18 protein-coding genes are annotated in these 23,947 nt (G+C 55.6%); 8 read left to right on the top strand and 10 right to left on the bottom strand.

Annotated features, from left to right (window positions below):
- Positions 1-119: 119 nt before the first annotated feature.
- Genes hemG through pepQ form a run of 4 tightly spaced genes read right to left on the bottom strand, consistent with a single transcriptional unit; the run spans position 120 to position 4,114 of the window.
- A complete protein-coding gene (gene hemG / locus ACOTYH_RS21835) occupies positions 120-665 on the bottom strand; it encodes a menaquinone-dependent protoporphyrinogen IX dehydrogenase (RefSeq protein ID WP_032669011.1) in 546 nt (181 codons plus the stop codon).
- A 10-nt stretch (positions 666-675) separates the two neighbouring features.
- Entirely contained in the window at positions 676-2,127 is a 1,452-nt protein-coding gene (gene trkH, locus ACOTYH_RS21830) for a Trk system potassium transporter TrkH (RefSeq protein WP_006808591.1), read from the bottom strand.
- A gap of 41 nt (positions 2,128-2,168) precedes the next feature.
- Positions 2,169-2,783, bottom strand: a complete 615-nt coding sequence (locus ACOTYH_RS21825) for an IMPACT family protein (protein WP_015572737.1) — start codon at positions 2,781-2,783, stop codon at positions 2,169-2,171.
- Positions 2,783-4,114, bottom strand: a complete 1,332-nt coding sequence (gene pepQ, locus ACOTYH_RS21820; RefSeq protein WP_017382602.1) for a Xaa-Pro dipeptidase — start codon at positions 4,112-4,114, stop codon at positions 2,783-2,785. Before pepQ ends, ACOTYH_RS21825 begins: the two co-directional genes overlap by 1 nt.
- Before the next feature lie 190 nt (positions 4,115-4,304).
- On the opposite strand from pepQ, the gene fadB reads away from it, so the two are divergent.
- Both fadB and fadA read left to right on the top strand, forming a co-directional pair.
- Positions 4,305-6,494 (top strand): fatty acid oxidation complex subunit alpha FadB, encoded by a 2,190-nt coding sequence (gene fadB, locus ACOTYH_RS21815; protein WP_058689005.1) that lies wholly within the window; start codon positions 4,305-4,307, stop codon positions 6,492-6,494.
- 9 nt (positions 6,495-6,503) lie between these two features.
- Positions 6,504-7,667: an acetyl-CoA C-acyltransferase FadA gene (gene fadA, locus ACOTYH_RS21810; protein WP_000416981.1), complete on the top strand. Its 1,164-nt coding sequence runs from the start codon at positions 6,504-6,506 to the stop codon at positions 7,665-7,667.
- A gap of 134 nt (positions 7,668-7,801) precedes the next feature.
- On the opposite strand, the gene glyS is transcribed toward fadA, so the two are convergent.
- The 3 genes from glyS to ACOTYH_RS21795 all read right to left on the bottom strand — a co-directional run bounded on the left by glyS (position 7,802) and on the right by ACOTYH_RS21795 (position 11,258).
- A complete protein-coding gene (glyS, locus tag ACOTYH_RS21805) occupies positions 7,802-9,871 on the bottom strand; it encodes a glycine--tRNA ligase subunit beta (RefSeq protein WP_006808596.1) in 2,070 nt (689 codons plus the stop codon).
- A gap of 9 nt (positions 9,872-9,880) precedes the next feature.
- Positions 9,881-10,792, bottom strand: coding sequence for a glycine--tRNA ligase subunit alpha (gene glyQ / locus ACOTYH_RS21800; protein ID WP_003860141.1), 912 nt, complete (start codon positions 10,790-10,792; stop codon positions 9,881-9,883).
- 160 nt (positions 10,793-10,952) lie between these two features.
- Positions 10,953-11,258 carry a YsaB family lipoprotein gene (locus ACOTYH_RS21795; RefSeq protein WP_017693801.1) on the bottom strand — a complete coding sequence of 102 codons (306 nt, stop codon included), beginning with the start codon at positions 11,256-11,258 and terminating at the stop codon, positions 10,953-10,955.
- Positions 11,259-11,442: 184 nt separating this feature from the next.
- Here ACOTYH_RS21795 and ACOTYH_RS21790 point away from each other — a divergent pair, with 184 nt between their 5' ends.
- Positions 11,443-12,438, top strand: a complete 996-nt coding sequence (locus tag ACOTYH_RS21790) for an acyltransferase (RefSeq protein ID WP_023304607.1) — start codon at positions 11,443-11,445, stop codon at positions 12,436-12,438.
- A 52-nt stretch (positions 12,439-12,490) separates the two neighbouring features.
- Here the strand turns inward: ACOTYH_RS21790 and xylB are convergent, their stop codons facing one another.
- Positions 12,491-13,945 carry a xylulokinase gene (gene xylB / locus ACOTYH_RS21785; protein WP_421637895.1) on the bottom strand — a complete coding sequence of 485 codons (1,455 nt, stop codon included), beginning with the start codon at positions 13,943-13,945 and terminating at the stop codon, positions 12,491-12,493.
- Between the two features lie 59 nt (positions 13,946-14,004).
- On the bottom strand, positions 14,005-15,327 hold the full coding sequence (gene xylA / locus ACOTYH_RS21780; protein WP_026080557.1) for a xylose isomerase: 1,323 nt from the start codon (positions 15,325-15,327) through the stop codon (positions 14,005-14,007).
- Between the two features lie 371 nt (positions 15,328-15,698).
- Here xylA and xylF point away from each other — a divergent pair, with 371 nt between their 5' ends.
- The 4 genes from xylF (at position 15,699) to xylR (ending at position 20,676) form a co-directional block, all read left to right on the top strand.
- A complete protein-coding gene (xylF, locus tag ACOTYH_RS21775) occupies positions 15,699-16,691 on the top strand; it encodes a D-xylose ABC transporter substrate-binding protein (protein ID WP_006808602.1) in 993 nt (330 codons plus the stop codon).
- A gap of 72 nt (positions 16,692-16,763) precedes the next feature.
- Complete coding sequence (locus ACOTYH_RS21770; protein WP_421637894.1) at positions 16,764-18,305, top strand: xylose ABC transporter ATP-binding protein; 1,542 nt, start codon at positions 16,764-16,766, stop codon at positions 18,303-18,305.
- Complete coding sequence (gene xylH / locus ACOTYH_RS21765) at positions 18,283-19,464, top strand: xylose ABC transporter permease XylH (protein ID WP_003860151.1); 1,182 nt, start codon at positions 18,283-18,285, stop codon at positions 19,462-19,464. The genes ACOTYH_RS21770 and xylH overlap by 23 nt, the downstream gene beginning before the upstream one ends.
- Positions 19,465-19,497: 33 nt before the next feature.
- Positions 19,498-20,676: a D-xylose utilization transcriptional activator XylR gene (gene xylR, locus ACOTYH_RS21760; RefSeq protein ID WP_003860152.1), complete on the top strand. Its 1,179-nt coding sequence runs from the start codon at positions 19,498-19,500 to the stop codon at positions 20,674-20,676.
- 35 nt (positions 20,677-20,711) lie between these two features.
- Here xylR and ACOTYH_RS21755 read toward each other — a convergent pair whose 3' ends face one another.
- Positions 20,712-21,536, bottom strand: a complete 825-nt coding sequence (locus ACOTYH_RS21755) for a protein bax (RefSeq protein WP_023295596.1) — start codon at positions 21,534-21,536, stop codon at positions 20,712-20,714.
- 314 nt (positions 21,537-21,850) lie between these two features.
- Here ACOTYH_RS21755 and ACOTYH_RS21750 point away from each other — a divergent pair, with 314 nt between their 5' ends.
- Positions 21,851-23,881 carry an alpha-amylase gene (locus tag ACOTYH_RS21750; RefSeq protein WP_023304609.1) on the top strand — a complete coding sequence of 677 codons (2,031 nt, stop codon included), beginning with the start codon at positions 21,851-21,853 and terminating at the stop codon, positions 23,879-23,881.
- Positions 23,882-23,947 lie beyond the last annotated feature (66 nt).

The raw sequence follows: 23,947 nt of genomic DNA, 5'->3' as shown, positions 1-23,947 counted from the left end.
CCCGGCGGCTTGCGTGCCGTTGTTCCGTGTCAGTGGAGGCGCATTATAGGGAGTTCTTCTGAAGTGACAAGCACTAAATACAAAAAACTTTCCGTTCGCTCACTTTTCAAACTCAACGCTTATTTATCCCGCGCATCGTCCGTTAAACGCGCAATTTCACGGGCAAAACTGGCGACCTGGGCCCAGTCGGTATAAACCACTTCTTTACGCGTATCCGTTTCCCCGCCCGTCATTTTCATGATCAGGCGGATCATAAAGCGGTCATACCAGCGGTAACGCGGGTAACGCAGCGCGCCAGCAAAGACAGAACAGATATCGGGCTGCCATGGCGAACTTAGCAAAAACTTGCGCGTATAGCTGTTGGTCTGCGGCGTACGCTTCTCCGCTTTACGGGCAACCAGGTTGACCGAGTAAAACGCGCCAGGCAGCTGAGAGAGCTCCGCCGTATGCTTTTTCACAAAGCGATCCAGCGCCGGATGGAAATGGCCGTAACGAATTGAAGCGCCAATGACCACGCGGTCGTAATCTTGCCAGGCAATCTGCTCTGTGCGATTCAGGTTCACCACATCAGAATAAATGCCCAGCTCTTTGAGTTCAGAAGCCAGATATGAAGCAATCTCACGCGTTTGTCCGTCACGCGTTGAGAAAAGAATTAACGTTTTCACCAATGTCTCCTTACTCACGCCAGAATGTTGGGGTAAACAGCACCAGCAGCGTAAAGACCTCAAGACGCCCAAACAGCATATTGGCGATTAAGATCCACTTCGCCACCGGGTTCATACTGGCGAAGTTATCCGCCACGACGCCCAGCCCCGGCCCCAGGTTATTTAACGTTGCCACCACAGAGGCGAAGGCAGAGAAATCATCCACGCCCGTGGCGATAATCGCCAGCATACTGACAATAAAGACCAGCGCATAAGCGGAGAAGAATCCCCACACCGCTTCGAGGATGCGCTCCGGCAGCGCGCGGTTCCCCAGCTTAATACTGTAAACCGCATTCGGGTGGACCAGACGTTTCAACTCACGGTTCCCCTGCTTGAACAGCAGCAGAATGCGGATCACCTTCAGACCGCCGCCCGTTGACCCGGCGCAACCGCCGATAAACGCAGAGCACAACAGCAGCACCGGCAGGAACAGTGGCCAACGCGCAATACTGTCCGTGGTGAAACCAGCGGTTGTCGCCATCGATACCACCTGGAAGAAGGCCTGGTTCAGGGTCGTGACCGCCGAGTTATAAACATCGTGGAACCACAGTACCAGGGTACAGATAACCACCAGGGTCAGCTGGACGCCAATAAACATCCGGAATTCCGGGTCGCGCCAGTACACCTTCAGGCTCCGTCCGCTAAGCAACGAGAAGTGTAGACCGTAGTTACAGCCTGAGATCAGCAAAAAGATGGCAATGATGGTATTGATTGTCGGGCTGTCGAAGTAGCCGACGCTGGCATCGTGGGTGGAGAACCCGCCGATAGCAATAGTCGCAAAGCTATGCCCAATGGCATCAAACGCAGGCATCCCGGCAAACCACAGCGCCAGCGCGCAGGCCACCGTCAGCAGGACATAGATAAGCCACAGGGTTTTCGCCGTCTCCGCAATACGCGGGCGCATCTTGTTATCTTTCAGCGGGCCGGGCATCTCCGCCCGGTAAAGCTGCATCCCCCCGACGCCCAGAATGGGCAGGATAGCCACCGCCAGGACGATGATCCCCATACCGCCGAACCACTGGAGCATCTGCCGGTAAAAGAGAATCGCATGCGGGAGCGAATCCAGCCCCACAAGCGTGGTGGCGCCGGTGGTCGTTAATCCGGAGAACGATTCAAAAAACGCATCCGTGACGGTGAGATTCGGTTGTTCGGAGAAGATAAACGGCAGCGCACCCACGCTTCCCAGTACCGTCCAGAACAGGACCACAATCAGAAACCCCTCCCGGGATTTCAGTTCACCTTTCTCACGGCGGTTTGGCCACCACAGCAGGGAGCCAATCGTCAGCGCGACAAAAAAGGTTTGCGTAAATGCACGCCCCGCGCCGTCCCGGTAGATGAGCGCCACCAGTCCGGGAATGATCATTGTCCCGGAGAAAAGTATGACCAGCAATCCAACGATTCGGGTAATGGCACGAAAATGCATCTCTGCCGCTTCCTTAGGTATTCAAAATTGTGAGGTGGGGATTATTCTTCAATCGGCAGTAATTGCAATGAACCGCGACTAAAATCAGCGAGTTTTGCTGAAAAAGCAGCCAGTTCCGCCTGAGGAAGCGCCACGCGTAATTGCACCATTGCCTGATAATCACTGTGTGCGATGACACCGTTAAACTGTTTAAGCAGTGCTTCGATACCCGATAGCTGGGCGTAATCGCATAACAAAGTATATTCCGTAAGTGGCGTTTTGCGGGTTGTTATCAGCAGATTAAGCGCCTGCTGGACACCACCTCCGTAGGCTTTAACCAGCCCTCCGGTGCCTAACAAAATGCCCCCGTAGTAGCGGACAACAACGGCGGTGATTTCACCCACGCCGCTGCCCATTAACTGGGATAGCATCGGTTTTCCGGCCGTACCCGCCGGTTCACCGTCGTCAGAAAACCCGAGCTGCTGTGAGTCGTCTGGCGGCCCTGCGACCCACGCCACACAGTGATGGCGGGCATCGGGGTGCTGCGCGCGGACGGACTCGACGAACGCCTTCGCCGCCTCCACGCCGTCGGTATGCGCCAGCAGCGTGATAAAGCGGCTTTTCTTGATTTCCTCAACAAAGGTGACCGGCTCGGCCGGTATCAGCCAGCTTTCCATCAGGCCAGCTTCAGATCTCGCGTCATGTTCTCAATGCTGTTCTCGTGAATAACCACGTTATCCTCGATACGAATGCCGCCATACGGCTTCAGCGCTTCAATTTTCTCCCAGTTGAAGTGCTTGCTGAATTGCCCTTCGCGCCACGGCGCCAGCAGGGATTCAATAAAGTAGATGCCCGGCTCGATGGTCAATACCATACGCGGCGCCAGAACGCGGGTGCAGCGAAGATAAGGATATTTAGACGGTGCCGCCAGGTGCGTACCGGTATCATCCTGCATAAAGCCCGCGACGTCATGAACCTGCAAACCCAGCGGGTGACCGATACCATGCGGCATAAATGGCCCGGTCAGATCGTTCTCAACCATCGCCTCTTCGCTCATGTCTTTGACAATCTGATGCTTACGCAGCAGTTTAGCGATGCGCTGATGGAACTGGATGTGATAATCCACGTAGCTGGTTCCGGCTTTCATGGTGCCAATCAGCGCCAGCTGTTCGTCGTTCACGTCTTTGATCAATTGAGCAAAATCGGTGTCCGCATTCGCCGCCCAGGTACGGGTCAGGTCTGCCGCATAACCATTGTACTCAGCCCCCGCGTCCAGCAGGAAGCTGCGCATCTCAGCCGGAACCTGATGATCCAGTTTGGTGTAGTGCAGAACCGAGGCATGTTCATTCAGCGCCACGATGTTGCTGTACGGCACGTCGGTATCGCGGTGGCCGGTCGCCGTCAGGTAGGCCTGATTAATATCGAACTCGCTCATACCGGACTGGAACGCTTCGTGCGCCGCACGGTGGCCATTCACCGCCGTTTTTTGCGCTTCACGCATGCAGTAAAGTTCGTAGTCGGTCTTGTAGGCGCGATAGTAGTGCAGATAATCCAGCACGCCTTTCGGGTTGAGTTTATCTGCCGGAATATCCAGACCCAGCGCACGCTCAGGAACCGGACCAATGTAGCCGATGTTGCCGCGCGCCGCTGGCAGCTGGCTGCCAATGCCGTCTGCTTTTGGCAGCGCAATCACGTCAATTTCTTCGGTCCAGAATGAGGTCGGCAGCGGCTCCACGTTGTGCCAGTAATCGACCGGCAGGTAGAACCACAGTTTCGGCTTGTTCACGCCATCCACCAGCAGCCAGCAATTTGGAACCTGCGTGACAGGCACCCAGGCTTTAAACTGCGGGTTAACCTTGAAGGGATAAGCATGGTCATCAAGAAAAGTATTCATCAGCTCGCCGGAGTGGATCAGCAGGGCATCCAGCTTGAAGCGGGCCAGTACATCGCGGGTACGTTCCTGTAGGGTAACGATATGATTTTTATAAAGCGAAGCCAGTGAGTCCATCATTCTTCCTTTCGTTTTTTTGACCTCAAGTCATCGCATCTTAGCACACCTCACTGCGGCTGCGTGATTTCCACCGACCGTGATCAGCGCAGCAATTTCTTAATGTCTAATTTGCATTTTATTAACATAAATTCCACACTCCGTTTCATCTGGTATGACCAGATCCAATTGCTGGATTCAGGAGACCGACATGCTCTACAAAGGCGACACCCTGTACGTAGACTGGCTGGAAGATGGCATTGCCGAACTGGTGTTCGATGCCCCCGGCTCAGTGAACAAGCTTGATACCGCGACGGTGGCCAGTCTTGGCCAGGCGCTGGATGTACTTGAAAAGCAATCAGATTTGAAAGGGCTGCTGCTGCGCTCCAACAAAGCGGCCTTTATCGTTGGCGCGGATATCACCGAATTCCTGTCGCTGTTCCTGGTGCCCGAAGAACAGCTGAGCCAGTGGCTGCACTTTGCCAACAGCGTTTTTAATCGTCTGGAAGATCTGCCTGTCCCGACCCTTTCCGCCGTTAACGGCTACGCGCTGGGCGGTGGCTGCGAGTGCGTGCTGGCGACCGACTACCGTCTGGCGACGCCGGACCTGCGCATCGGCCTGCCGGAAACCAAGCTGGGCATCATGCCGGGCTTTGGCGGTTCCGTGCGTATGCCGCGCATGCTGGGTGCCGACAGCGCGCTGGAGATCATTGCCGCGGGTAAAGATGTCGGCGCAGAACAGGCGCAGAAAATCGGCCTGGTGGACGGCGTGGTTAAGCCTGAAAAACTGATTGAAGGCGCTGTCGCCATTCTGCGTCAGGCGATTAACGGCGATCTCGACTGGAAAGCCAAACGTCAGCCAAAGCTGGAGCCATTAAAGCTCAGCAAAATTGAAGCCACCATGAGCTTCACCATCGCCAAAGGCATGGTGATGCAGACGGCGGGTAAACACTACCCGGCGCCGATCACGGCGGTGAAAACCATTGAAGCGGCAGCCCGTCTGGGCCGTGATGACGCTCTGAAGCTTGAAAACCAGAGCTTTGTCCCGCTGGCGCACACCAACGAAGCCCGCGCGCTGGTTGGTATCTTCCTTAACGATCAGTTCGTGAAAGGCAAAGCCAAACAACTCACCAAAAACGTTGAAACGCCAAAACACGCGGCGGTACTCGGCGCGGGCATTATGGGGGGCGGCATCGCCTACCAGTCTGCCTGGAAAGGCGTGCCGGTGGTGATGAAGGACATCAACGAGAAATCCCTGACGCTGGGCATGACCGAAGCGGCCAAGCTGCTGAATAAACAGCTTGAGCGCGGCAAAATTGATGGTCTGAAGCTTGCAGGCGTGATCTCCACCATCCAGCCAGTGCTGGAATACAGCGGTTTCGACCGTGTGGACGTGGTGGTTGAAGCGGTCGTCGAGAACCCGAAAGTGAAAAAAGCGGTGCTGGCCGAAACCGAAGACAAGGTGCGTCCGGAAACCGTGCTGGCCTCTAACACCTCCACCATTCCTATCAGCGAACTGGCGAGCGTGCTGAAGCGTCCGGAAAACTTCTGCGGGATGCACTTCTTTAACCCGGTGCACCGCATGCCGCTGGTCGAAGTGATCCGAGGGGAAAAAACCTCCGACGAAACCATCGCCAAAGTGGTGGCGTGGGCGAGCAAGATGGGCAAAACGCCGATCGTGGTTAACGACTGCCCGGGCTTCTTCGTTAACCGCGTGCTGTTCCCGTACTTCGCCGGTTTCAGCCAGCTGCTGCGCGACGGCGCAGACTTCCGCAAAATCGACAAAGTGATGGAAAAACAGTTCGGCTGGCCGATGGGCCCGGCGTATCTGCTGGACGTTGTCGGCATCGACACTGCCCATCACGCGCAGGCGGTGATGGCGGCGGGCTTCCCGCAGCGCATGCAGAAAGATTATCGCGACGCCATTGATGCCCTGTTCGACGCCAACCGCTTCGGGCAGAAAAACGGTCTGGGCTTCTGGCGCTATAAAGAAGACAGCAAAGGCAAACCGAAGAAAGAAGAAGATCCGGCGGTGGATGGCCTGCTGGCCGACGTCAGTCAGCCAAAACGCGACTTCACCGACGATGAGATCATCGCACGGATGATGATCCCAATGGTCAACGAAGTGGTGCGCTGCCTCGAAGAAGGCATTATCGCCAGCCCGGCAGAAGCGGATATGGCGCTGGTGTACGGCCTCGGCTTCCCTCCGTTCCACGGAGGCGCGTTCCGCTGGCTGGATACGCTCGGCAGCGCCCGCTATCTCGATATGGCTCAGCAGTACCAGCACCTCGGCCCGCTTTATGAGGTGCCGGAAGGGCTGCGTAACAAAGCGCGCCATAACGAACCCTACTACCCAGCAGTTGAGCCAGCCCGTCCGGTTGGCGAACTGAAAACGGCTTAAGGAGTCACAATGGAAAAGGTTGTCATTGTTGATGCGATTCGCACCCCGATGGGCCGTTCAAAAGGCGGTGCGTTCCGTAACGTGCGCGCGGAAGATCTCTCCGCGCACCTGATGCGTAGCCTGCTGGCGCGTAACCCGGCGCTGGACCCAGCAGCGCTGGACGATATTTACTGGGGCTGCGTGCAGCAGACGCTGGAGCAGGGCTTTAACATCGCCCGTAACGCGTCCCTGCTGGCGGAGATCCCGCATTCGGTTCCGGCCGTCACCGTCAACCGTCTTTGCGGTTCGTCGATGCAGGCGCTGCACGACGCGGCACGGATGATCATGACCGGCGATGCGCAGGCCTGTCTGGTGGGCGGCGTGGAGCACATGGGCCACGTGCCGATGAGCCACGGGGTCGATTTCCATCCAGGCATGAGCCGCAACGTGGCGAAAGCCGCCGGTATGATGGGCCTGACCGCCGAGATGCTCTCCCGTCTGCACGGCATCAGCCGTGAGATGCAGGATGCGTTTGCCGCGCGCTCGCATGCCCGCGCCTGGGCCGCCACGCAGTCTGGTGCCTTTAAGAATGAGATCATCCCAACCGGCGGTCACGACGCAGACGGCGTACTGAAGCAGTTCAGCTACGACGAAGTTATCCGCCCGGAAACCACGGTCGAAGCGCTTTCTACCCTGCGTCCGGCGTTTGATCCGGTCACCGGTACGGTAACGGCGGGCACCTCGTCTGCCCTGTCCGACGGTGCCGCCGCGATGCTGGTGATGAGCGAGAGCCGCGCCCGCGAATTAGGCCTGACGCCACGCGCCCGCGTGCGTTCGATGGCAGTCGTGGGCTGCGATCCTTCCATCATGGGTTACGGTCCGGTTCCGGCGTCAAAACTGGCGCTGAAAAAAGCGGGGCTGAGCGCAAGTGATATCGACCTCTTTGAGATGAACGAAGCGTTCGCCGCGCAGATCCTGCCGTGCATTAAAGATCTGGGGCTGATGGATCAGATCGACGAGAAGATTAACCTCAACGGCGGCGCGATCGCCCTCGGTCACCCGCTGGGCTGCTCCGGGGCGCGTATCAGTACCACGCTGATTAACCTGATGGAACGCAAAGATGCCCAGTTCGGACTGGCAACGATGTGTATTGGGTTGGGTCAGGGTATCGCGACGGTGTTTGAGAGGGTGTAGTATCTCAAAGTAACGTAGGCCCGATAAGCATCGCGCCATCGGGCTTTTGCCGGGAGGCGCTACGCTTTCCCGGCCTACGAAGAGAAAAAGTTTAGTTGCCGTTCTTCCCGCCTGTCAGGGGCGGGTTTTTTACGTTATTGCAGCAGCGAAATATCCGCCACGCGCAGGAACAGCTCACGCAGTTTCTCAAGCATCGAGAGACGGTTAATCCGCAGCTCTTTATCTTCCACGTTCACCATCACCTTCTCGAAGAAGGCGTCGATGACGTCACGCAGCTCCGCCAGCTCCACCAGTGCTTCCTGGTAGCGACCTTCCGCGAAATACGGCTCCAGCTTGTCGCGCAGCACCACAACCTGCATCGCCAGAGAAATCTCTTCCGGCTCTTTCAGGGTTGCAGCGTTGACGCGCTCGTTCAGCGTTTCGTCGGATTTCGCGAGGATGTTGGATACACGCTTGTTGGCCGCGGCCAGCGCAGACGCCGCTTCCAGCGTACGGAAGTGGGATACCGCTTTCATACGCGCATCGAAATCTGCCGGACGGGTCGGACGACGCGCCAGCACCGCCTGAATGGTATCAACGGAGTAACCTTCGTCCTGATACCACGCGCGGAAACGACCGAGCATAAAGTCGATAACATCATCCACAACCTTCGCGTTGGTCAGCTTATCGCCGTACAGACGTACCGCTTCTTCGGTCAGCGTTTGCAGATCGAGGTTGAGGTTCTTCTCTACGATGATTCGCAGCACGCCCAGCGCAGCGCGACGCAGCGCAAACGGGTCTTTATCGCCTTTCGGATGCTGACCGATACCGAAGATACCCGCCAGGGTGTCCATCTTATCGGCAATCGCCACGGCGCAGGCAACCGGGTTAGACGGCAGATCGTCACCGGCAAAGCGCGGCTGATACTGCTCGTTCAGGGCTACCGCCACGTCTTCCGCTTCGCCATCGTGACGCGCGTAGTGCATACCCATCACGCCCTGAGTGTCGGTAAATTCGAACACCATGTTGGTCATCAGGTCGCACTTGGAGAGCAGGCCCGCACGGGTAGCGTGGTTAACGTCGGCGCCAATTTCACGGGCAATCCAGCCGGACAGCTCCGCGATACGGTCGGTCTTGTCGCGTAGCGTACCCAGCTGCTGCTGGAACAGTACGGTTTGCAGACGCGGCAGGTTGTCTTCCAGACGTTTTTTACGGTCGGTATTGAAGAAGAACTCGGCATCCGCCAGACGCGGACGCACCACTTTCTCGTTACCGGAGATAATCTGGCTCGGATCTTTCGATTCGATGTTCGCCACGAAGATGAAGTTTGGCAGCAGCTTGCCGTCGTTGGCGTAAACCGGGAAGTACTTCTGGTCACCCTTCATGGTGTAAACCAGCGCTTCTGCCGGAACGGCCAGGAATTTCTCTTCGAATTTCGCGGTCAGTACAACCGGCCATTCGACCAGCGAAGTCACCTCTTCCAGCAGGCTGTCGCTCAGATCGGCATTACCGCCAATTTTGCGCGCCGCGTCTTCTGCGTCCGCTTTGATTTTGGCTTTACGCTGTTCGTAGTCAGCAATGACCTTGCCGCGCTCCAGCAGGATCTGCGGGTACTGGTCAGCATTGTCGATGGTGAACTCCGGCTCGCCCATAAAGCGATGGCCGCGGATCACGCGATCGGACGCCACGCCCAGAATGGTCGCCGGGATAACGGTATCGCCCAGCAGCAGGGTCACGGTGTGAACCGGACGCACAAAGTGTACGTCGGACGCGCCCCAGCGCATCAGCTTAGGAATCGGCAATTTTGCCAGCGAGGTCGCGATCATGTCAGGCAGCAGCGCTTCGGCGCTTTCGCCTTTCACATGGGCACGATACAGCAGCCATTCACCTTTGTCGGTGGTCAGACGCTCGGCCTGATCAACGGTGATGCCGCAGCCGCGCGCCCAGCCTTCTGCCGCTTTGCTCGGCTTGCCTTCCGCGTCGAACGCCTGAGCAATGGCCGGGCCACGTTTTTCAACTTCGCGATCCGGCTGGGACGCCGCCAGGTTTGCCACTTTCAGCGCCAGACGACGCGGCGCAGCAAACCACTCAATTTTACCGTGCGCCAGGCCAGCGTTATCCAGCTCAGCAGTGACGTTCGCAGCGAAAGATTCAGCCAGGCTGCGCAGGGCTTTTGGTGGCAGCTCTTCAGTGCCGATTTCCACCAGGAAAGTTTTCTCAGACATGGCCGCCTCTTATTTGTTTCGGTTGCACATCGGGAAGCCAAGGGCTTCACGGGACGCGTAGTAAGCTTCTGCAACGGCTTTGGTCAGGGTACGAATACGCAGAATGTAGCGCTGACGTTCAGTCACGGAGATCGCTTTGCGGGCATCCAGCAGGTTGAAGCTGTGGGCAGCCTTCAGAATACGCTCGTAGGCAGGCAGCGGCAGCGGAGTCTCCAGCGCCAGCAGCTGCTGGGCTTCTTTCTCGTACTGCTCGAAGCAGGTGAACAGGAAGTCCACGTCCGCGTATTCGAAGTTATAGGTGGATTGCTCCACTTCGTTCTGATGGAACACGTCGCCGTAGGTGGTTTTACCCAGCGGGCCGTCGCTCCAGACCAGGTCGTAAACGCTGTCTACGCCCTGAATGTACATGGCCAGACGTTCCAGACCATAGGTGATTTCGCCGGTAATCGGTTTACATTCCAGACCGCCAACCTGCTGGAAGTAAGTGAACTGGGTCACTTCCATGCCGTTCAGCCACACTTCCCAACCCAGACCCCAGGCACCCAGCGTTGGGTTTTCCCAGTTATCTTCCACGAAACGAATGTCGTGAATGGTTGGATCCATACCCAGCTCTTTCAGTGACCCGAGGTACAGTTCCTGAATGTTGTCGGGTGATGGCTTAATCACCACCTGGAACTGATAGTAGTGCTGCAAACGGTTCGGGTTTTCGCCGTAACGGCCATCGGTCGGACGACGGGATGGCTGCACATAGGCGGTCGCCATTGGCTCTGGCCCTAACGCGCGCAGGCTGGTCATCGGGTGTGAGGTGCCTGCGCCAACTTCCATGTCCAAAGGTTGAACAATGGTGCAGCCCTGACGAGCCCAGTAATCCTGTAAGGTCAGGATCAGGCCCTGGAAGGTCTTGGTATCAAACTTTTGCATAGTATTTCGTGCTGGATACGTGTGGTTTTAAATGGAAGGGATCAGTATACCCGCTGGCTGCAAGATATACAGTACGAAACGGGGTTGTTTAGGGAAAATTGGGGAATAAGCCCTACAGCCAGAACCTGCGAAGGCTCTGGTTGCTGCTTATACGAGCAATTTAACGCATTGAGAGATGTAAAAACTGGCCGTCTGCATCAAAAGAGCAGACAAAGCCCTCTTTACGCGCCGTATAGCCTTTCAGTTCATAGCTGCCCTGAAAGCGCTCGAAGCCGTTTATATGAATTTTCTGTGCTTCGGAATTATAGCGGTGAGCCGCCTGATCCCTGCACAGCTGTTCCATATTCAGGGAACGCTCCGGGCTCATTTTCCCCTGCTGCGCTTTTTGGACAGGTATCTCCTCAGAAGCACTGCATCCTGTTAATAAGAGCAGCAGAAAGAGTGACACCCCACGCTTCATCATCATTTTTATTACCGCCCTGGTCAGTGGCTGTTATTTTTAGTAGCAACACGTTTATAGATTAAAGTCCGTCATTCTGCGAATCTCGCCAGCTCCCTACAAGTTAGCCTGGCTAAACTCAGAATTTTCCAAGGGAAAAGTTTTACACAATCGCAGTCACACTTTTTTTATCAGGAATACAGAGGAACTGATGCAGTCAAAAATTAACTGGATTGATAACCTGCGGGGAATAGCCTGTCTGATGGTGGTGATGATCCACACAACGACCTGGTATGTCACGAACGCGCACAGTATCAGCCCTGTTAACTGGGATGTCGCCAATATTCTGAACTCGGCCTCCCGCGTGAGCGTCCCGCTGTTCTTTATGATTTCCGGTTTTCTCTTTTTTGGCGAGCGTAGCGCGCAGCCAAGACATTTCATCCGTATTGTCTCCTGTCTGCTGTTTTACAGCGCCATTTCGCTGCTCTATATCATCCTGTTCACTTCAATTAACGCTGAACGTTCCCTGCTCAATTTGTTGCAAAAACCGGTGTTCTATCATCTGTGGTTTTTCTTCGCGATAATCGTTATCTATCTGGTGTCACCGTTAATTCAGGTAAAAAACGTCAGCGGTAAAATGCTGCTGGCCTTGATGGTAATAATCGGGATCGTGGCCAACCCGAATACCGTTTCACAGAAAATTGATGGCTTTGAATGGCTGCCCGTTAACCTTTATATCACCGGGGATACGTTTTATTACGTGCTGTACGGCATGCTGGGGCGCGCCATTGGCATGATGGAGACGCAAAAGCGAGGAATAAACTGGCTATGCGCGGCCGCGTTTCTCGTCGGTGTGTTTATTATCTCTCGCGGGACGCTGCATGAGCTGCAATGGCGCGGCAACTTTGCCGATACCTGGTATCTCTACTGCGGGCCGATGGTCTTTATCTGCGCGATCTCTCTGCTGACGCTGGTTAAAAACACCCTGAATGCCCGCCCGCTTCCGGTGCTGGGGTTTATCTCTCGCCACTCGCTGGGCATTTACGGTTTTCACGCGCTGGTGATCCACGCCCTGCGCACCCGCGGCGTTGAGCTTAAAAGCTGGCCGGTGCTGGATATTGTCTGGATATTTACCGTTACGCTGGTTGTCAGCCTGCTGCTGTCAATGTTGCTGCAAAGAATCGATACGCGCAGGTTTGTAAGCTAACCCGGTTGAAGGCTGGTAGGCCGGGTAAGCGTTAGCGCCACCCGGCTCCTGTTTATGACATTAGCGGCAAAAGCTGCTGATAGATTTTGCGGAACACGTCTCGTCTATCAGCATAGCGAGCATGATTTTTCGCATCAGGACGATGCTGCCGTTCAAGCGGCAGCTGGGGCAAAAGCTGGTGCAGTGGTTTATCCGGGTTCAGCGCAATTTGCGCCAGCCGTGCCGCACCGAGCGCCGGGCCGACATCGCCTCCCGTACGATAGTCCAGCTGCAACCCGCTGATATCGGAAAGCATTTGCCGCCAGTAGCTGCTTCGTGCACCGCCGCCAATTAACGTAATGCTGGATGGCGTCAGTCCACAGTCATGCACGACATCCATTCCGTCCGCCAGAGCATAGCCAACGCCTTCAAGCACCGCGCGCGCAAGCTCTGCCGGGCCGTGCTGATGGGTAAGACCGAAGAACACCCCTTTCGCTTCCGGGTTGTTATGCGGCGTCCGCTCGCCGGAAAGGTACGGTAAAAACCAGACCGCACCGGCATTATCATCTGCCTGCTGTGCCGCTGTGATAAGCGCCGGGACGTCCGCCATTCCGGTTAGCTTTGCCGCCCAGTCGAGGCAGGAAGCCGCGCTCAGCATCACCGACATCAAATGCCATTTACCCGGCAACGCGTGGCAGAAGCTGTGTACGGCGCTTCCAGGGTTGCTACGATACCCGTCACTGACGGCAAAATAGACGCCGGAGGTACCGAGTGAGAGCATGGCCTGCCCTGCCTCGACCATCCCCACGCCGACCGCACCCGCCGCATTATCGCCGCCGCCGGCAACGACAGGTACGGCTGGCATGTTCCAGCGTTCAGCAACAGAAGGCTGTAAAGCCCCCGTGATTTCACTGCCTTCAAACAGCGCAGGCATATGGTCGCGCGTCAGCTGGCAGGCATCCAGCATCGCCTCGCTCCAGTCCCGTTTCGCCACGTCGAGCCACATCGTGCCCGCGGCGTCAGACATGTCGCTGGCAAAATCCCCCGTCATGCGAAAACGCAGGTAGTCTTTCGGCAACAGAACCTTCGCCACCTGACGAAAAATCTCAGGCTCATGGCGCTGCACCCACAGGAGTTTTGGCGCGGTAAAACCGGGCATCATCAGGTTGCCCGTAATTTCACGGGATGCAGGCACACGCTCCTCAAGGATCGCGCACTCTTCCGCACAGCGGCCATCGTTCCAGAGAATAGCCGGGCGCAGAACGCGATGCTGACTATCCAGCAACGTTGCGCCATGCATTTGCCCGGCAATGCCCAGCGCTTTCACGTCGCGCAGGCTATGCTGCTCGCCTAAGGCTTTCATCGCACGCTCTGTCGCCTGCCACCACTGCTCCGGATCTTGTTCCGACCAAAGCGGATACGGACGTGAAACCTGCAACTTTTCAGTCTGCGTGGCTAATACATCGCCCTGCTCGCTTAACAGGATGGCTTTCACCCCCGACGTGCCAAGATCGATCCCGATATACATGTGGTGGCTCCTTTGACGAAAATGCCCGGTGGCGCTGCGCTTACCGGGCCTGGATGCTGTTATTTATCGAACAGGTAGTGATTGACCAGGTTTTCCAGCAGCTCCTGATGGCCACTCTGATGCTGCGGCGCAAGCTGATGCTGTTCAGCGTACTTCGCGATCTCCGCAAGCGATAACTGACCTTTCAAAATTTGCTGGCCCAGCTCACTGTTCCAGCCGCTGTAGCGCTTCGCCACGCGCTTATCCAGCTCACCGTCTTCAATCATACGGGCCGCCACTTTCAGCGCCAGCGCCATGGTGTCCATCGCGCCAATATGCCCGTAGAACAGATCGTATTTGTCGGTGCTCTGGCGACGCACTTTGGCGTCGAAGTTCAGGCCGCCGGTGGTGAAACCGCCCGCTTTGATGATCTCGTACATCACCAGCGCATTCTCTTCCACGCTGTTCGGGAACTGGTCGGTATCCCAGCCCAGCTGTGGATCACCACGGTTAGCATCGACAGAGCCGAAGATGCCCAGCGCAATCGCAGAGGCAATTTCGTGATGGAACGAGTGGCCCGCCAGGGTAGCGTGGTTAGCCTCAATATTCACTTTGATCTCTTTTTCCAGACCAAACTGCTTCAGGAAGCCATACACGGTGGCGACATCATAATCATACTGATGCTTGGTTGGCTCCTGTGGTTTTGGCTCAATCAGCAGCGTGCCGCGGAAACCGATTTTGTGTTTGTGGTCCACAACCATCTGCATAAAGCGACCAATCTGCTCACGCTCCTGTCGCAGGTCGGTATTCAGCAGCGTTTCATAGCCTTCACGACCACCCCAGAGTACATAGTTCTCACCGCCCAGCTGATGCGTGGCGTTCATCGCGGTCACGACCTGGGTTGCCGCCCAGCTGAAGACTTCCGGGTCCGGGTTGGTTGCCGCACCCGCGCCATAGCGAGGATTGGTAAAGCAGTTAGCCGTACCCCAGAGCAGCTTGACGCCGCTTTGCTGCTGTTTTTCAGCCAGTACGTCGACCATCTGCGCGAAATTGTTCAGATACTCTTTCAGCGATGCCCCTTCCGGCGACACGTCCACATCGTGGAAACAGTAGTACGGCACGTTCAGCTTATGGAAGAACTCGAACGCGACGTCGGCTTTACGCTTCGCCAGCTCAATGGCCTCGCCCGGCTGTTGCCATGGACGGTCAAAAGAGCCCACGCCGAACATATCGGCACCGTTCCAGCAGAAGGTGTGCCAGTAGCAGGCGGCAAAGCGCAAGTGATCTTCCATGCGCTTACCCAGCACCAGCTCATCCGGGTTGTAGTGACGAAATGCTAAAGGATTGGTCGTTTTCGTGCCTTCGAAACGAACGCGATCGAGTTGGTCGAAATAAGCTTGCATATTGAGCTCCATAATCAGGGTATGCGGCGTGGTCTTGCTTCTGGAGTAATAGTGAATAGACATTGGAGGTTGCTCAATTACGTTATTTCACACTGCTATTGAGATAATGCGCAATTGTGCGCTGGCTCGCAAAATAATGCGCAGACAAACTATTTTTCGGCGCGCATTCCAGAATCAAATGTAATTAATAGGTTACGCTTTTTAAAATCCGATCGCGGTCATAAATTCAGAAATAAACCAAATATCGTAATGAGAAGATAAAAATCTGTAATTGCCAGCAGGCCTTTCCACGTTAAAAATTTGCTGCGTCTCAGCAGTGAACGTTTCTTTTATCTCAGCTACACATACCCCTACAAAAAGGCCTAATAATTATGAAGATAAAGAACCTGACCCTAACGCTCTGCACTACTCTCCTGCTTGCAAGCTTTGCCGGACACGCCAAAGAGGTCAAAATCGGCATGGCGATTGATGACTTACGCCTGGAGCGCTGGCAAAAAGATCGCGATATCTTTGTTAAAAAAGCGGAATCTCTCGGCGCGGAGGTGTTCGTTCAGTCCGCTAACGGCAACGAAGAGACGCAAATGTCGCAAATCGAGAATATGATCAACCGTGGCGTCGATGTGCTGGTCATTATCCCGTATAACGGCCAGGTATTAAGCAACGTGGTGAAAGAAGCGAAACAGGAAGGGATAAAAGTCCTGGCTTATGACCGCATGATTAATAATGCCGATATTGATTATTATATTTCGTTCGACAATGAAAAGGTGGGCGAATTACAGGCTAAAAGCCTGGTCGCAAAAGTGCCACAAGGGAATTATTTCCTGATGGGCGGCTCGCCCGTGGATAACAACGCCAAACTGTTCCGCCAGGGACAAATGAAAGTGCTGAAGCCGTATATCGACGAGGGCAAAATTAAAGTCGTCGGCGACCAGTGGGCTGACGGCTGGTTACCGGAAAACGCGCTGAAAATTATGGAAAACGCGTTGACCGCAAATAACAACAAAATCGATGCGGTGGTGGCCTCTAACGATGCCACTGCGGGTGGCGCCATTCAGGCGCTGAGCGCGCAGGGACTGGCCGGGAAAGTCGCTATTTCCGGACAGGACGCCGACCTTGCGGGTGTAAAACGCATCATCGCGGGTACCCAGACCATGACGGTGTATAAGCCCATTACCGAGCTTGCCAATACGGCCGCCGAAATTGCCGTTGAGCTGGGCAATGGCCAGCAACCTAAAGCAGACGCGACGTTAAATAACGGCCTGAAAGACGTACCTGCTCGCCTGCTTACCCCTATCGAAGTCAACAAAGAGAATATTGACGCCACCGTGGTGAAAGACGGTTTCCATAAGAAGAGTGAACTGTAATCCAGCGCAGCCCCTGCCCGGCAGGGGCGCATTGACCTGCCCTGTTCATCTGTTGGGCTATGCGGAGCAGTTATGTCTTATTTACTTGAAATGAAAAGCATCACCAAAGCCTTCGGGGCGGTGAAAGCAGTCGATAACGTAAGCCTGCGGCTGAATCCCGGCGAAGTGATGTCGCTGTGCGGCGAAAATGGCTCGGGAAAATCCACGCTGATGAAAGTGTTGTGCGGGATCTACCCGCACGGCAGCTACGAGGGCGAAATCGTTTTTGCCGGTGAGGTGCTCCAGGCCACGCACATTCGCGATACCGAACGTAAAGGCATCGCTATCATTCACCAGGAGCTGGCGGTGGTGAAGCACCTTACCGTGCTGGAAAATATCTTTCTCGGTGCCGAACTCTCACGCCACGGCGTACTGGATTACGACACCATGACGCTGCGCTGCGAAAAACTGCTGGCTCAGGTGAGCCTGGCTATCTCACCGGATACGCGCGTGGGCGACTTAGGTTTAGGCCAGCAGCAGCTGGTCGAGATCGCCAAGGCGCTGAACAAACAGGTGCGCCTGCTGATCCTCGACGAACCAACCGCCTCACTCACCGAACAGGAAACCGCCGTACTGCTCAATATCATCCGCGATCTGCAAAACCACGGTATCGCCTGCATCTATATTTCGCACAAGCTCAGTGAGGTGAAAGCCATTTCCGACACCATCTGCGTCATCCGCGACGGGCAGCACATCGGCACGCGTGAAGCAGAAGGCATGAGCGAGGATGACATCATCACCATGATGGTGGGTCGCGAACTCACCGCGCTGTATCCCAACGAACCGCACACCATCGGCGAAGAGCTCCTGCGCGTGGAAAACCTGACGGCGTGGCATCCCGTTAACCGCCATATCAAGCGCGTGGATAACCTCTCCTTCTCGCTGCACCGCGGCGAAATTCTCGGCATTGCGGGTTTAGTGGGTGCCGGAAGAACCGAGGCCGTGCAGTGTCTCTTTGGCATCTGGCCGGGGCGCTGGGAAGGCAAAATTTATATCGACGGTCAGCCGGTAAAAATCGACAACTGCCAGCAGGCTATTGCTAAGGGCATTGCCATGGTGCCAGAAGATCGCAAAAAAGACGGCATCGTGCCGGTAATGGCGGTGGGAAAAAATATCACGCTGGCGGCGCTCAGCCAGTTTTCCGGCGCGCTGAGCAGCCTGGATGATGCCGCAGAACAGCAGTGTATTCTCCAGTCGCTTGCCCGGCTTAAGGTGAAAACCTCCTCGCCGGAGCTGGCGATAGGACGCCTGAGCGGCGGCAACCAGCAGAAAGCGATTCTGGCGCGCTGCCTGCTGCTTAATCCGCGCATTTTAATTCTGGACGAACCCACCCGCGGGATCGATATCGGCGCGAAGTATGAAATCTACAAGCTGATCAACCAGCTTGTGCAGCAAGGGATTGCCGTCATTGTTATCTCGTCCGAATTGCCTGAAGTGCTGGGGCTGAGCGACCGCGTGCTGGTCATGCATGAAGGGAAACTCAAAGCCAACCTGAACAACCAGAACCTGACGCAAGAGCAGGTGATGGAAGCTGCCTTAAGGAGCGAACGCCATGTCGAAAAGCAACCCGTCTGATATCAAAGTCGCTGTTCCGACGCCCGGTGCGTTCGCAGGACTTAAATCGCTGAATCTGCAAGTTTTTGTAATGATTGCCGCCATTATCGTGATCATGTTGTTCTTTACCTGGATGACCGATGGCTCCTATTTGAGCGCACGTAACGTCTCTAACCTGCTGCGTCAAACCGCCATCACCGGGATCCTGGCGGTGGGGATGGTCTTTGTGATTATCTCAGCGGAAATTGACCTGTCGGTAGGGTCGATGATGGGTCTGCTCGGCGGCGTGGCGGCAATTTTTGACGTCTGGCTCGGCTGGCCGCTGCCGCTGACGATTGCGGTCACGCTGGTGCTGGGTCTGCTGCTGGGGGCGTGGAATGGCTGGTGGGTGGCCTACCGTAAAGTCCCGTCGTTTATCGTCACCTTAGCGGGGATGCTGGCCTTCCGCGGCATTCTGATTGGGATCACCAACGGCACCACCGTCTCCCCGACCAGCGCCTCGATGTCCCAGATTGGCCAAAGCTACCTCTCTGATGGCGTCGGTTTTACGATCGGCGTGGTTGGGCTGATGGCGTTTGTCGCGTGGCAATGGCGAGGACGCATGCGTCGCCAGGCGCTGGGGCTGGCCTCGCCTGCCTCAACCTCGGTTGTCGGCCGTCAGGCGCTTACTGCGGTGATTGTGCTGGGGGCCATCTGGCTGTTAAACGATTATCGCGGCGTCCCAACGCCCGTTCTGCTGCTGGCGCTGTTGCTGTTAGGTGGGATGTTTATGGCCACACGTACCGCATTTGGTCGCCGTATTTATGCCATCGGCGGCAATCTGGAAGCCGCGCGTTTATCTGGTATCAACGTAGAACGCACCAAACTCGCCGTTTTTGCCATCAACGGCCTGATGGTGGCCATCGCGGGGCTGATCCTCAGTTCGCGACTGGGGGCGGGCTCCCCGTCTGCGGGTAACATTGCCGAGCTGGACGCCATTGCCGCCTGCGTGATTGGCGGGACCAGCCTCGCCGGGGGCATTGGCAGCGTGGCGGGGGCGGTGATGGGCGCATTTATTATGGCTTCGCTGGATAACGGGATGAGTATGATGGACGTGCCGACGTTTTGGCAGTATATCGTCAAGGGTGCCATTCTTTTGCTGGCAGTCTGGATGGACTCTGCCACCAAGCGGCGCGCCTGATAACACTATCGTGACTAATTTGGGAAATGAGCCATGTTTGAAAAGCGTCACCGCATTACGTTGTTATTCAATGCCAACAAAGCCTATGACCGGCAGGTGGTTGAAGGGGTTGGCGAATATTTGCAGGCGTCGCAATCCGAATGGGATATTTTCATCGAAGAAGATTTTCGTACCCGTCTGGAGAACATCAAAGACTGGCTGGGAGATGGGGTCATCGCTGACTTTGACGACCCCGTGATTGAACAGTTGCTGAGTGGCGTCGACGTGCCTATCGTGGGCGTTGGCGGCTCTTACCATACACCGGAACATTACCCCCCCGTTCACTACATCGCCACGGATAACCATGCTCTGGTCGAGACCGCCTTCCTCCATTTAAAGGAGAAAGGCGTACATCGTTTTGCGTTTTACGGATTGCCCGCCACCAGCGGAAAGCGCTGGGCGATGGAGCGTGAATATGCCTTCTGCCAGCTGGTTGCCCAGGAGAAATATCGCGGCGTCGTTTATCAGGGGCTGGAAACCGCGCCAGAAAACTGGCAGCACGCACAAAATCGCCTGGCTGACTGGCTGCAAACGCTGCCGCCCCAGACAGGGATTATCGCCGTGACGGACGCCCGCGCCCGCCACGTATTACAGGTGTGCGAACATTTGCATATTCCGGTGCCTGAAAAGCTGTGCGTGATTGGTATTGATAACGAAGAGCTTACGCGCTATCTGTCGCGCGTGGCGCTCTCATCCGTGGCTCAGGGTACCCGTCAGATGGGCTATCAGGCCGCAAAGCTGCTGCACAGACTGTTAGACAACGAATCCCTGCCGCTCCAGCGTCTGCTGGTTCCGCCCGTTCGCGTGGTCGAGCGTCGCTCAACTGACTACCGCTCCTTAAACGATCCGGCCGTGATTCAGGCGATGCACTACATTCGCAATCATGCCTGCAAAGGGATTAAGGTCGATCAGGTGCTCGATTCGGTCGGCATTTCACGTTCGAATCTGGAGAAGCGGTTCAAAGAGGAAGTCGGTGAGACGATTCACGCCGTGATCCATGCGGAAAAGCTGGAGAAAGCGCGCAGTCTGCTGATCTCCACCTCGCTGTCGATCAACGAGATTTCACAGATGTGCGGCTATCCGTCGCTTCAGTATTTCTATTCGGTGTTCAGAAAAGAGTATGACACCACGCCGAAGGAGTACCGGGAACGGTACAGTGAAGTCCTGCTCTAGAAAAAAGAACGCCTTCCAGTGGAAGGCGTTTTTCATTACATATGTGCGGCAATCAGTCGCTGGTTATCCTGGTACATGGAGAACAGGTAATTGTTATAACGCTGTCCCTGAGTGGAATAACCTTTCAGCTTGTGGATCATCGCCGTAGCCGTTACTTCCTGATCCGCCTTACGCAGCTGAGCGCGTGACTTACGGAACGAGGAGTAGGCCGGGTGGGTGTTCAGGTTCACCACATAGGCATTCACGGAATCTTTCACCGATTCAAACTGTGAATAGCCTTTCACCTTGCCGGGTGCATTAGTACAACGACCTTTTGCGCATTTCATGCCAAACAGATTGTTGTTGTTGCGCGCCAGCTTCGAGGTGCCCCAACCGCTTTCGGCGGCGGCCATTGTCGCGACCATACTGCCTGGAATAATGTCCACACGCTCTAACAGAGTGTTCCACGGCACACGACGCGTGTTCCCGCTCCACTTCACTTTATAGCGTTTGGCGATGTCTTTCAGGCGAGTGCGCTCAGACGGCGACCAGCGGCTATCGTACTGTTTGGAGATCAGCCAGTTACGATCCGCAGTAATCGCGGCATTTTGACTTTTAATGTAAGGCATTACCGTCCGGAGAAACGCTTTTTTCCTTGGTGTCCCGGAAGGGTATTTTCGCAAATCAGGAAGTGAACTACTCTTTGCACTATTGCGAGAATACTCTTGTTTACTGCTAACCTTACTGCTTGTCGTCTTTATTACGTGGGCTTTCTTACTCGTTGTATCCGCGTGCGTCTTTGCAAGCACCTCACCTGAAAATGCCATGGTGAGTAACATGAGTATCGCGGCCCCATATCGTCGAATGGGAGTCGATATCATTAGGTCTCCTGGTCGGATATAAACATTCCAACACCTTATTTTCTTCAAAAATTTGAGAGCGGAATCTCAAATCATACCAAAAATAGTCCTCAAGAGCACGTATACAAATAGTCCAATTCCGAAACTATGTCATCCGGAACATGCTCATTAAATCACCAGCACTGGAAAAATGTGCGCGATATCGCAGATAACTGCCTAATTTTGCGCGGGATCACTCATCCCTTCGCGTCCTCCTGGCAGAAAGCCTCAGAGGAGGAGTTTTTCCCCTGAGCCGAGTGGCACACTGGTCAAAAATGCCGCGACAGGAAAATGGAATGAAACGCACTGCATTAGCTGTTCTGATGTTACCCGCATTCGCGCATGCCGACTGGTCATCGCCGGAATTTAACGCGTTTAGCGCTGAAGGTACCGGCGTCTTTACCAGCCAGGCAACGCTTGCGAAGGGTACCCGCCCGCTGACGTTGAGTCTTGATAACGCGTGCTGGCAGCCGACAGGTGCCATTAAACTCAACGAGATGCTGTCGCTCAAACCCTGCGAAGGGACCCCACCGCAGTGGCGGTTATTCCGTGACGGCGTTTATCAGATGCGTATTGATACGCGCTCGGGAACGCCGACGCTGATGTTGACGGTACAAAGTGCGGCGCCACAGCCTGTCGCAAACGTTACCCGCCAGTGCCCGAAGTGGGACGGCAAACCGCTCACGATCGATGTCGTTAACACCTTTCCGGAAGGCACGGTGGTGCGTGATTTTTACAGCAAACAGACCGCGACCGTTCAAAACGGCAAAGTAATTCTTCAGCCAGCCGCCAACAGCAATGGCCTGCTGCTGCTTGAGCGCGCCGAGACGGACAAACCCGCGCCATTCAGCTGGCAAAACGCCACCGTCTATTTCGTGCTGACCGATCGCTTCGTAAATGGCGACCCCACCAACGACAACAGCTATGGCCGCCATAAAGACGGTATGCAGGAGATTGGTACTTTCCACGGCGGCGATCTGAAAGGGCTTACCAGCAAACTGGATTACCTTCAGCAACTGGGCGTGAATGCGCTCTGGATAAGCTCACCGCTGGAGCAAATCCACGGCTGGGTTGGCGGCGGCACCAAAGGGGATTTCCCCCACTACGCCTATCACGGCTATTACACTCAGGACTGGACGAAACTCGACGCCAACATGGGCAGCGAAGATGATTTACGCCAGCTTGTCGACGACGCGCACAGGCGCGGTATCCGCGTCCTGTTTGATATTGTCATGAACCACGCGGGTTATGCGACGCTTGCAGATATGCAGGAGTATCAGTTTGGCGCGCTCTATTTGCAGGGCGATGAGCTGAAAAAAACCCTCGGCGAGCGCTGGACTGACTGGAAGCCAGGCGCCGGTCAAAGCTGGCACAGCTTCAACGATTACATCAACTTCAGTGACAAAGCCGCATGGGAAAAATGGTGGGGTAAAAAATGGATCCGTACCGATATCGGTGATTATGACAACCCGGGCTTTGACGATCTGACCATGTCGCTGGCCTTCCTGCCGGATCTGAAAACGGAATCTAAGATCCCGTCAGGTTTGCCGAACTTTTATCAACACAAGCCCGACACCAACGCGAAAGTGATGACGAATTTCACGCCGCGAGATTACCTGACCCACTGGCTCAGCCAGTGGGTACGTGACTACGGCATCGACGGCTTCCGGGTCGATACCGCTAAGCACGTTGAGCCTGAAGCCTGGCAGCAACTGAAAAACCAGGCCAGCCAGGCGCTGGCCGCGTGGAAAGCCGCCAACCCGGACAAAAAACTCGACAATGCGCCATTCTGGATGACCGGTGAATCCTGGGGCCACGGCGTGATGCAGAGCGATTATTACCGCCACGGTTTCGATGCGATGATCAACTTTGACTATCAGGAGCAGGCGGCGAAAGCGGTGGACTGTCTGGCCGATATGGATTTGACCTGGCAGCAAATGGCAGAAAAGCTGCAAAGTTTTAATGTGCTGAGCTATCTCTCCTCCCATGATACGCGTCTGTTCCGTGAAGGGGGCCAGCGCGCCGCTGAGTTACTGCTGCTGGCACCGGGAAGCGTCCAGATCTATTACGGCGATGAATCAGAGCGTCCATTCGGCCCGACGGGCTCCGATCCGCTACAGGGAACCCGTTCGGATATGAACTGGCAGGACGTCACGGGTAAACAGGCGTTAACTGTCGCCCACTGGCAGCTTCTGGGGCAGTTCCGCGCCCGTCATCCGGCGGTGGGTGAAGGCAAGCAAACAACGCTGTCAATGAAAGAGGGCTACGGCTTTGTGCGCGAGCACAAGGGCGATAAGGTGATGGTGGTGTGGGCGGGTAATCAATAGACCCCCTCATCCTAACCCTCTCCCCAGGGGCTGAGGGATCCCCAGTAATTTGAAAGCAAAAGCTAT

The sequence above is a fragment of the Enterobacter cloacae complex sp. SHL001 genome, assembly GCF_049236825.1.
Taxonomy (GTDB): Bacteria; Pseudomonadota; Gammaproteobacteria; order Enterobacterales; family Enterobacteriaceae; genus Enterobacter; species Enterobacter hormaechei_C.
This window is presented reverse-complemented; position numbering and strand designations above follow the sequence as displayed.

What these genes read in the sequence shown, in the direction of transcription:
- trkH (WP_006808591.1), bottom strand. Translation starts at nt 2,127, where the DNA reads ATGCATTTTCGTGCCATTACCCGAATCGTTGGATTGCTGGTCATACTT.
- ACOTYH_RS21825 (WP_015572737.1), bottom strand. Translation starts at nt 2,783, where the DNA reads ATGGAAAGCTGGCTGATACCGGCCGAGCCGGTCACCTTTGTTGAGGAA.
- pepQ (WP_017382602.1), bottom strand. Translation starts at nt 4,114, where the DNA reads ATGGACTCACTGGCTTCGCTTTATAAAAATCATATCGTTACCCTACAG.
- fadB (WP_058689005.1), top strand. Translation starts at nt 4,305, where the DNA reads ATGCTCTACAAAGGCGACACCCTGTACGTAGACTGGCTGGAAGATGGC.
- fadA (WP_000416981.1), top strand. Translation starts at nt 6,504, where the DNA reads ATGGAAAAGGTTGTCATTGTTGATGCGATTCGCACCCCGATGGGCCGT.
- glyS (WP_006808596.1), bottom strand. Translation starts at nt 9,871, where the DNA reads ATGTCTGAGAAAACTTTCCTGGTGGAAATCGGCACTGAAGAGCTGCCA.
- glyQ (WP_003860141.1), bottom strand. Translation starts at nt 10,792, where the DNA reads ATGCAAAAGTTTGATACCAAGACCTTCCAGGGCCTGATCCTGACCTTA.
- ACOTYH_RS21795 (WP_017693801.1), bottom strand. Translation starts at nt 11,258, where the DNA reads ATGATGATGAAGCGTGGGGTGTCACTCTTTCTGCTGCTCTTATTAACA.
- ACOTYH_RS21790 (WP_023304607.1), top strand. Translation starts at nt 11,443, where the DNA reads ATGCAGTCAAAAATTAACTGGATTGATAACCTGCGGGGAATAGCCTGT.
- xylB (WP_421637895.1), bottom strand. Translation starts at nt 13,945, where the DNA reads ATGTATATCGGGATCGATCTTGGCACGTCGGGGGTGAAAGCCATCCTG.
- xylA (WP_026080557.1), bottom strand. Translation starts at nt 15,327, where the DNA reads ATGCAAGCTTATTTCGACCAACTCGATCGCGTTCGTTTCGAAGGCACG.
- xylF (WP_006808602.1), top strand. Translation starts at nt 15,699, where the DNA reads ATGAAGATAAAGAACCTGACCCTAACGCTCTGCACTACTCTCCTGCTT.
- ACOTYH_RS21770 (WP_421637894.1), top strand. Translation starts at nt 16,764, where the DNA reads ATGTCTTATTTACTTGAAATGAAAAGCATCACCAAAGCCTTCGGGGCG.
- xylH (WP_003860151.1), top strand. Translation starts at nt 18,283, where the DNA reads ATGTCGAAAAGCAACCCGTCTGATATCAAAGTCGCTGTTCCGACGCCC.
- xylR (WP_003860152.1), top strand. Translation starts at nt 19,498, where the DNA reads ATGTTTGAAAAGCGTCACCGCATTACGTTGTTATTCAATGCCAACAAA.
- ACOTYH_RS21755 (WP_023295596.1), bottom strand. Translation starts at nt 21,536, where the DNA reads ATGATATCGACTCCCATTCGACGATATGGGGCCGCGATACTCATGTTA.
- ACOTYH_RS21750 (WP_023304609.1), top strand. Translation starts at nt 21,851, where the DNA reads ATGAAACGCACTGCATTAGCTGTTCTGATGTTACCCGCATTCGCGCAT.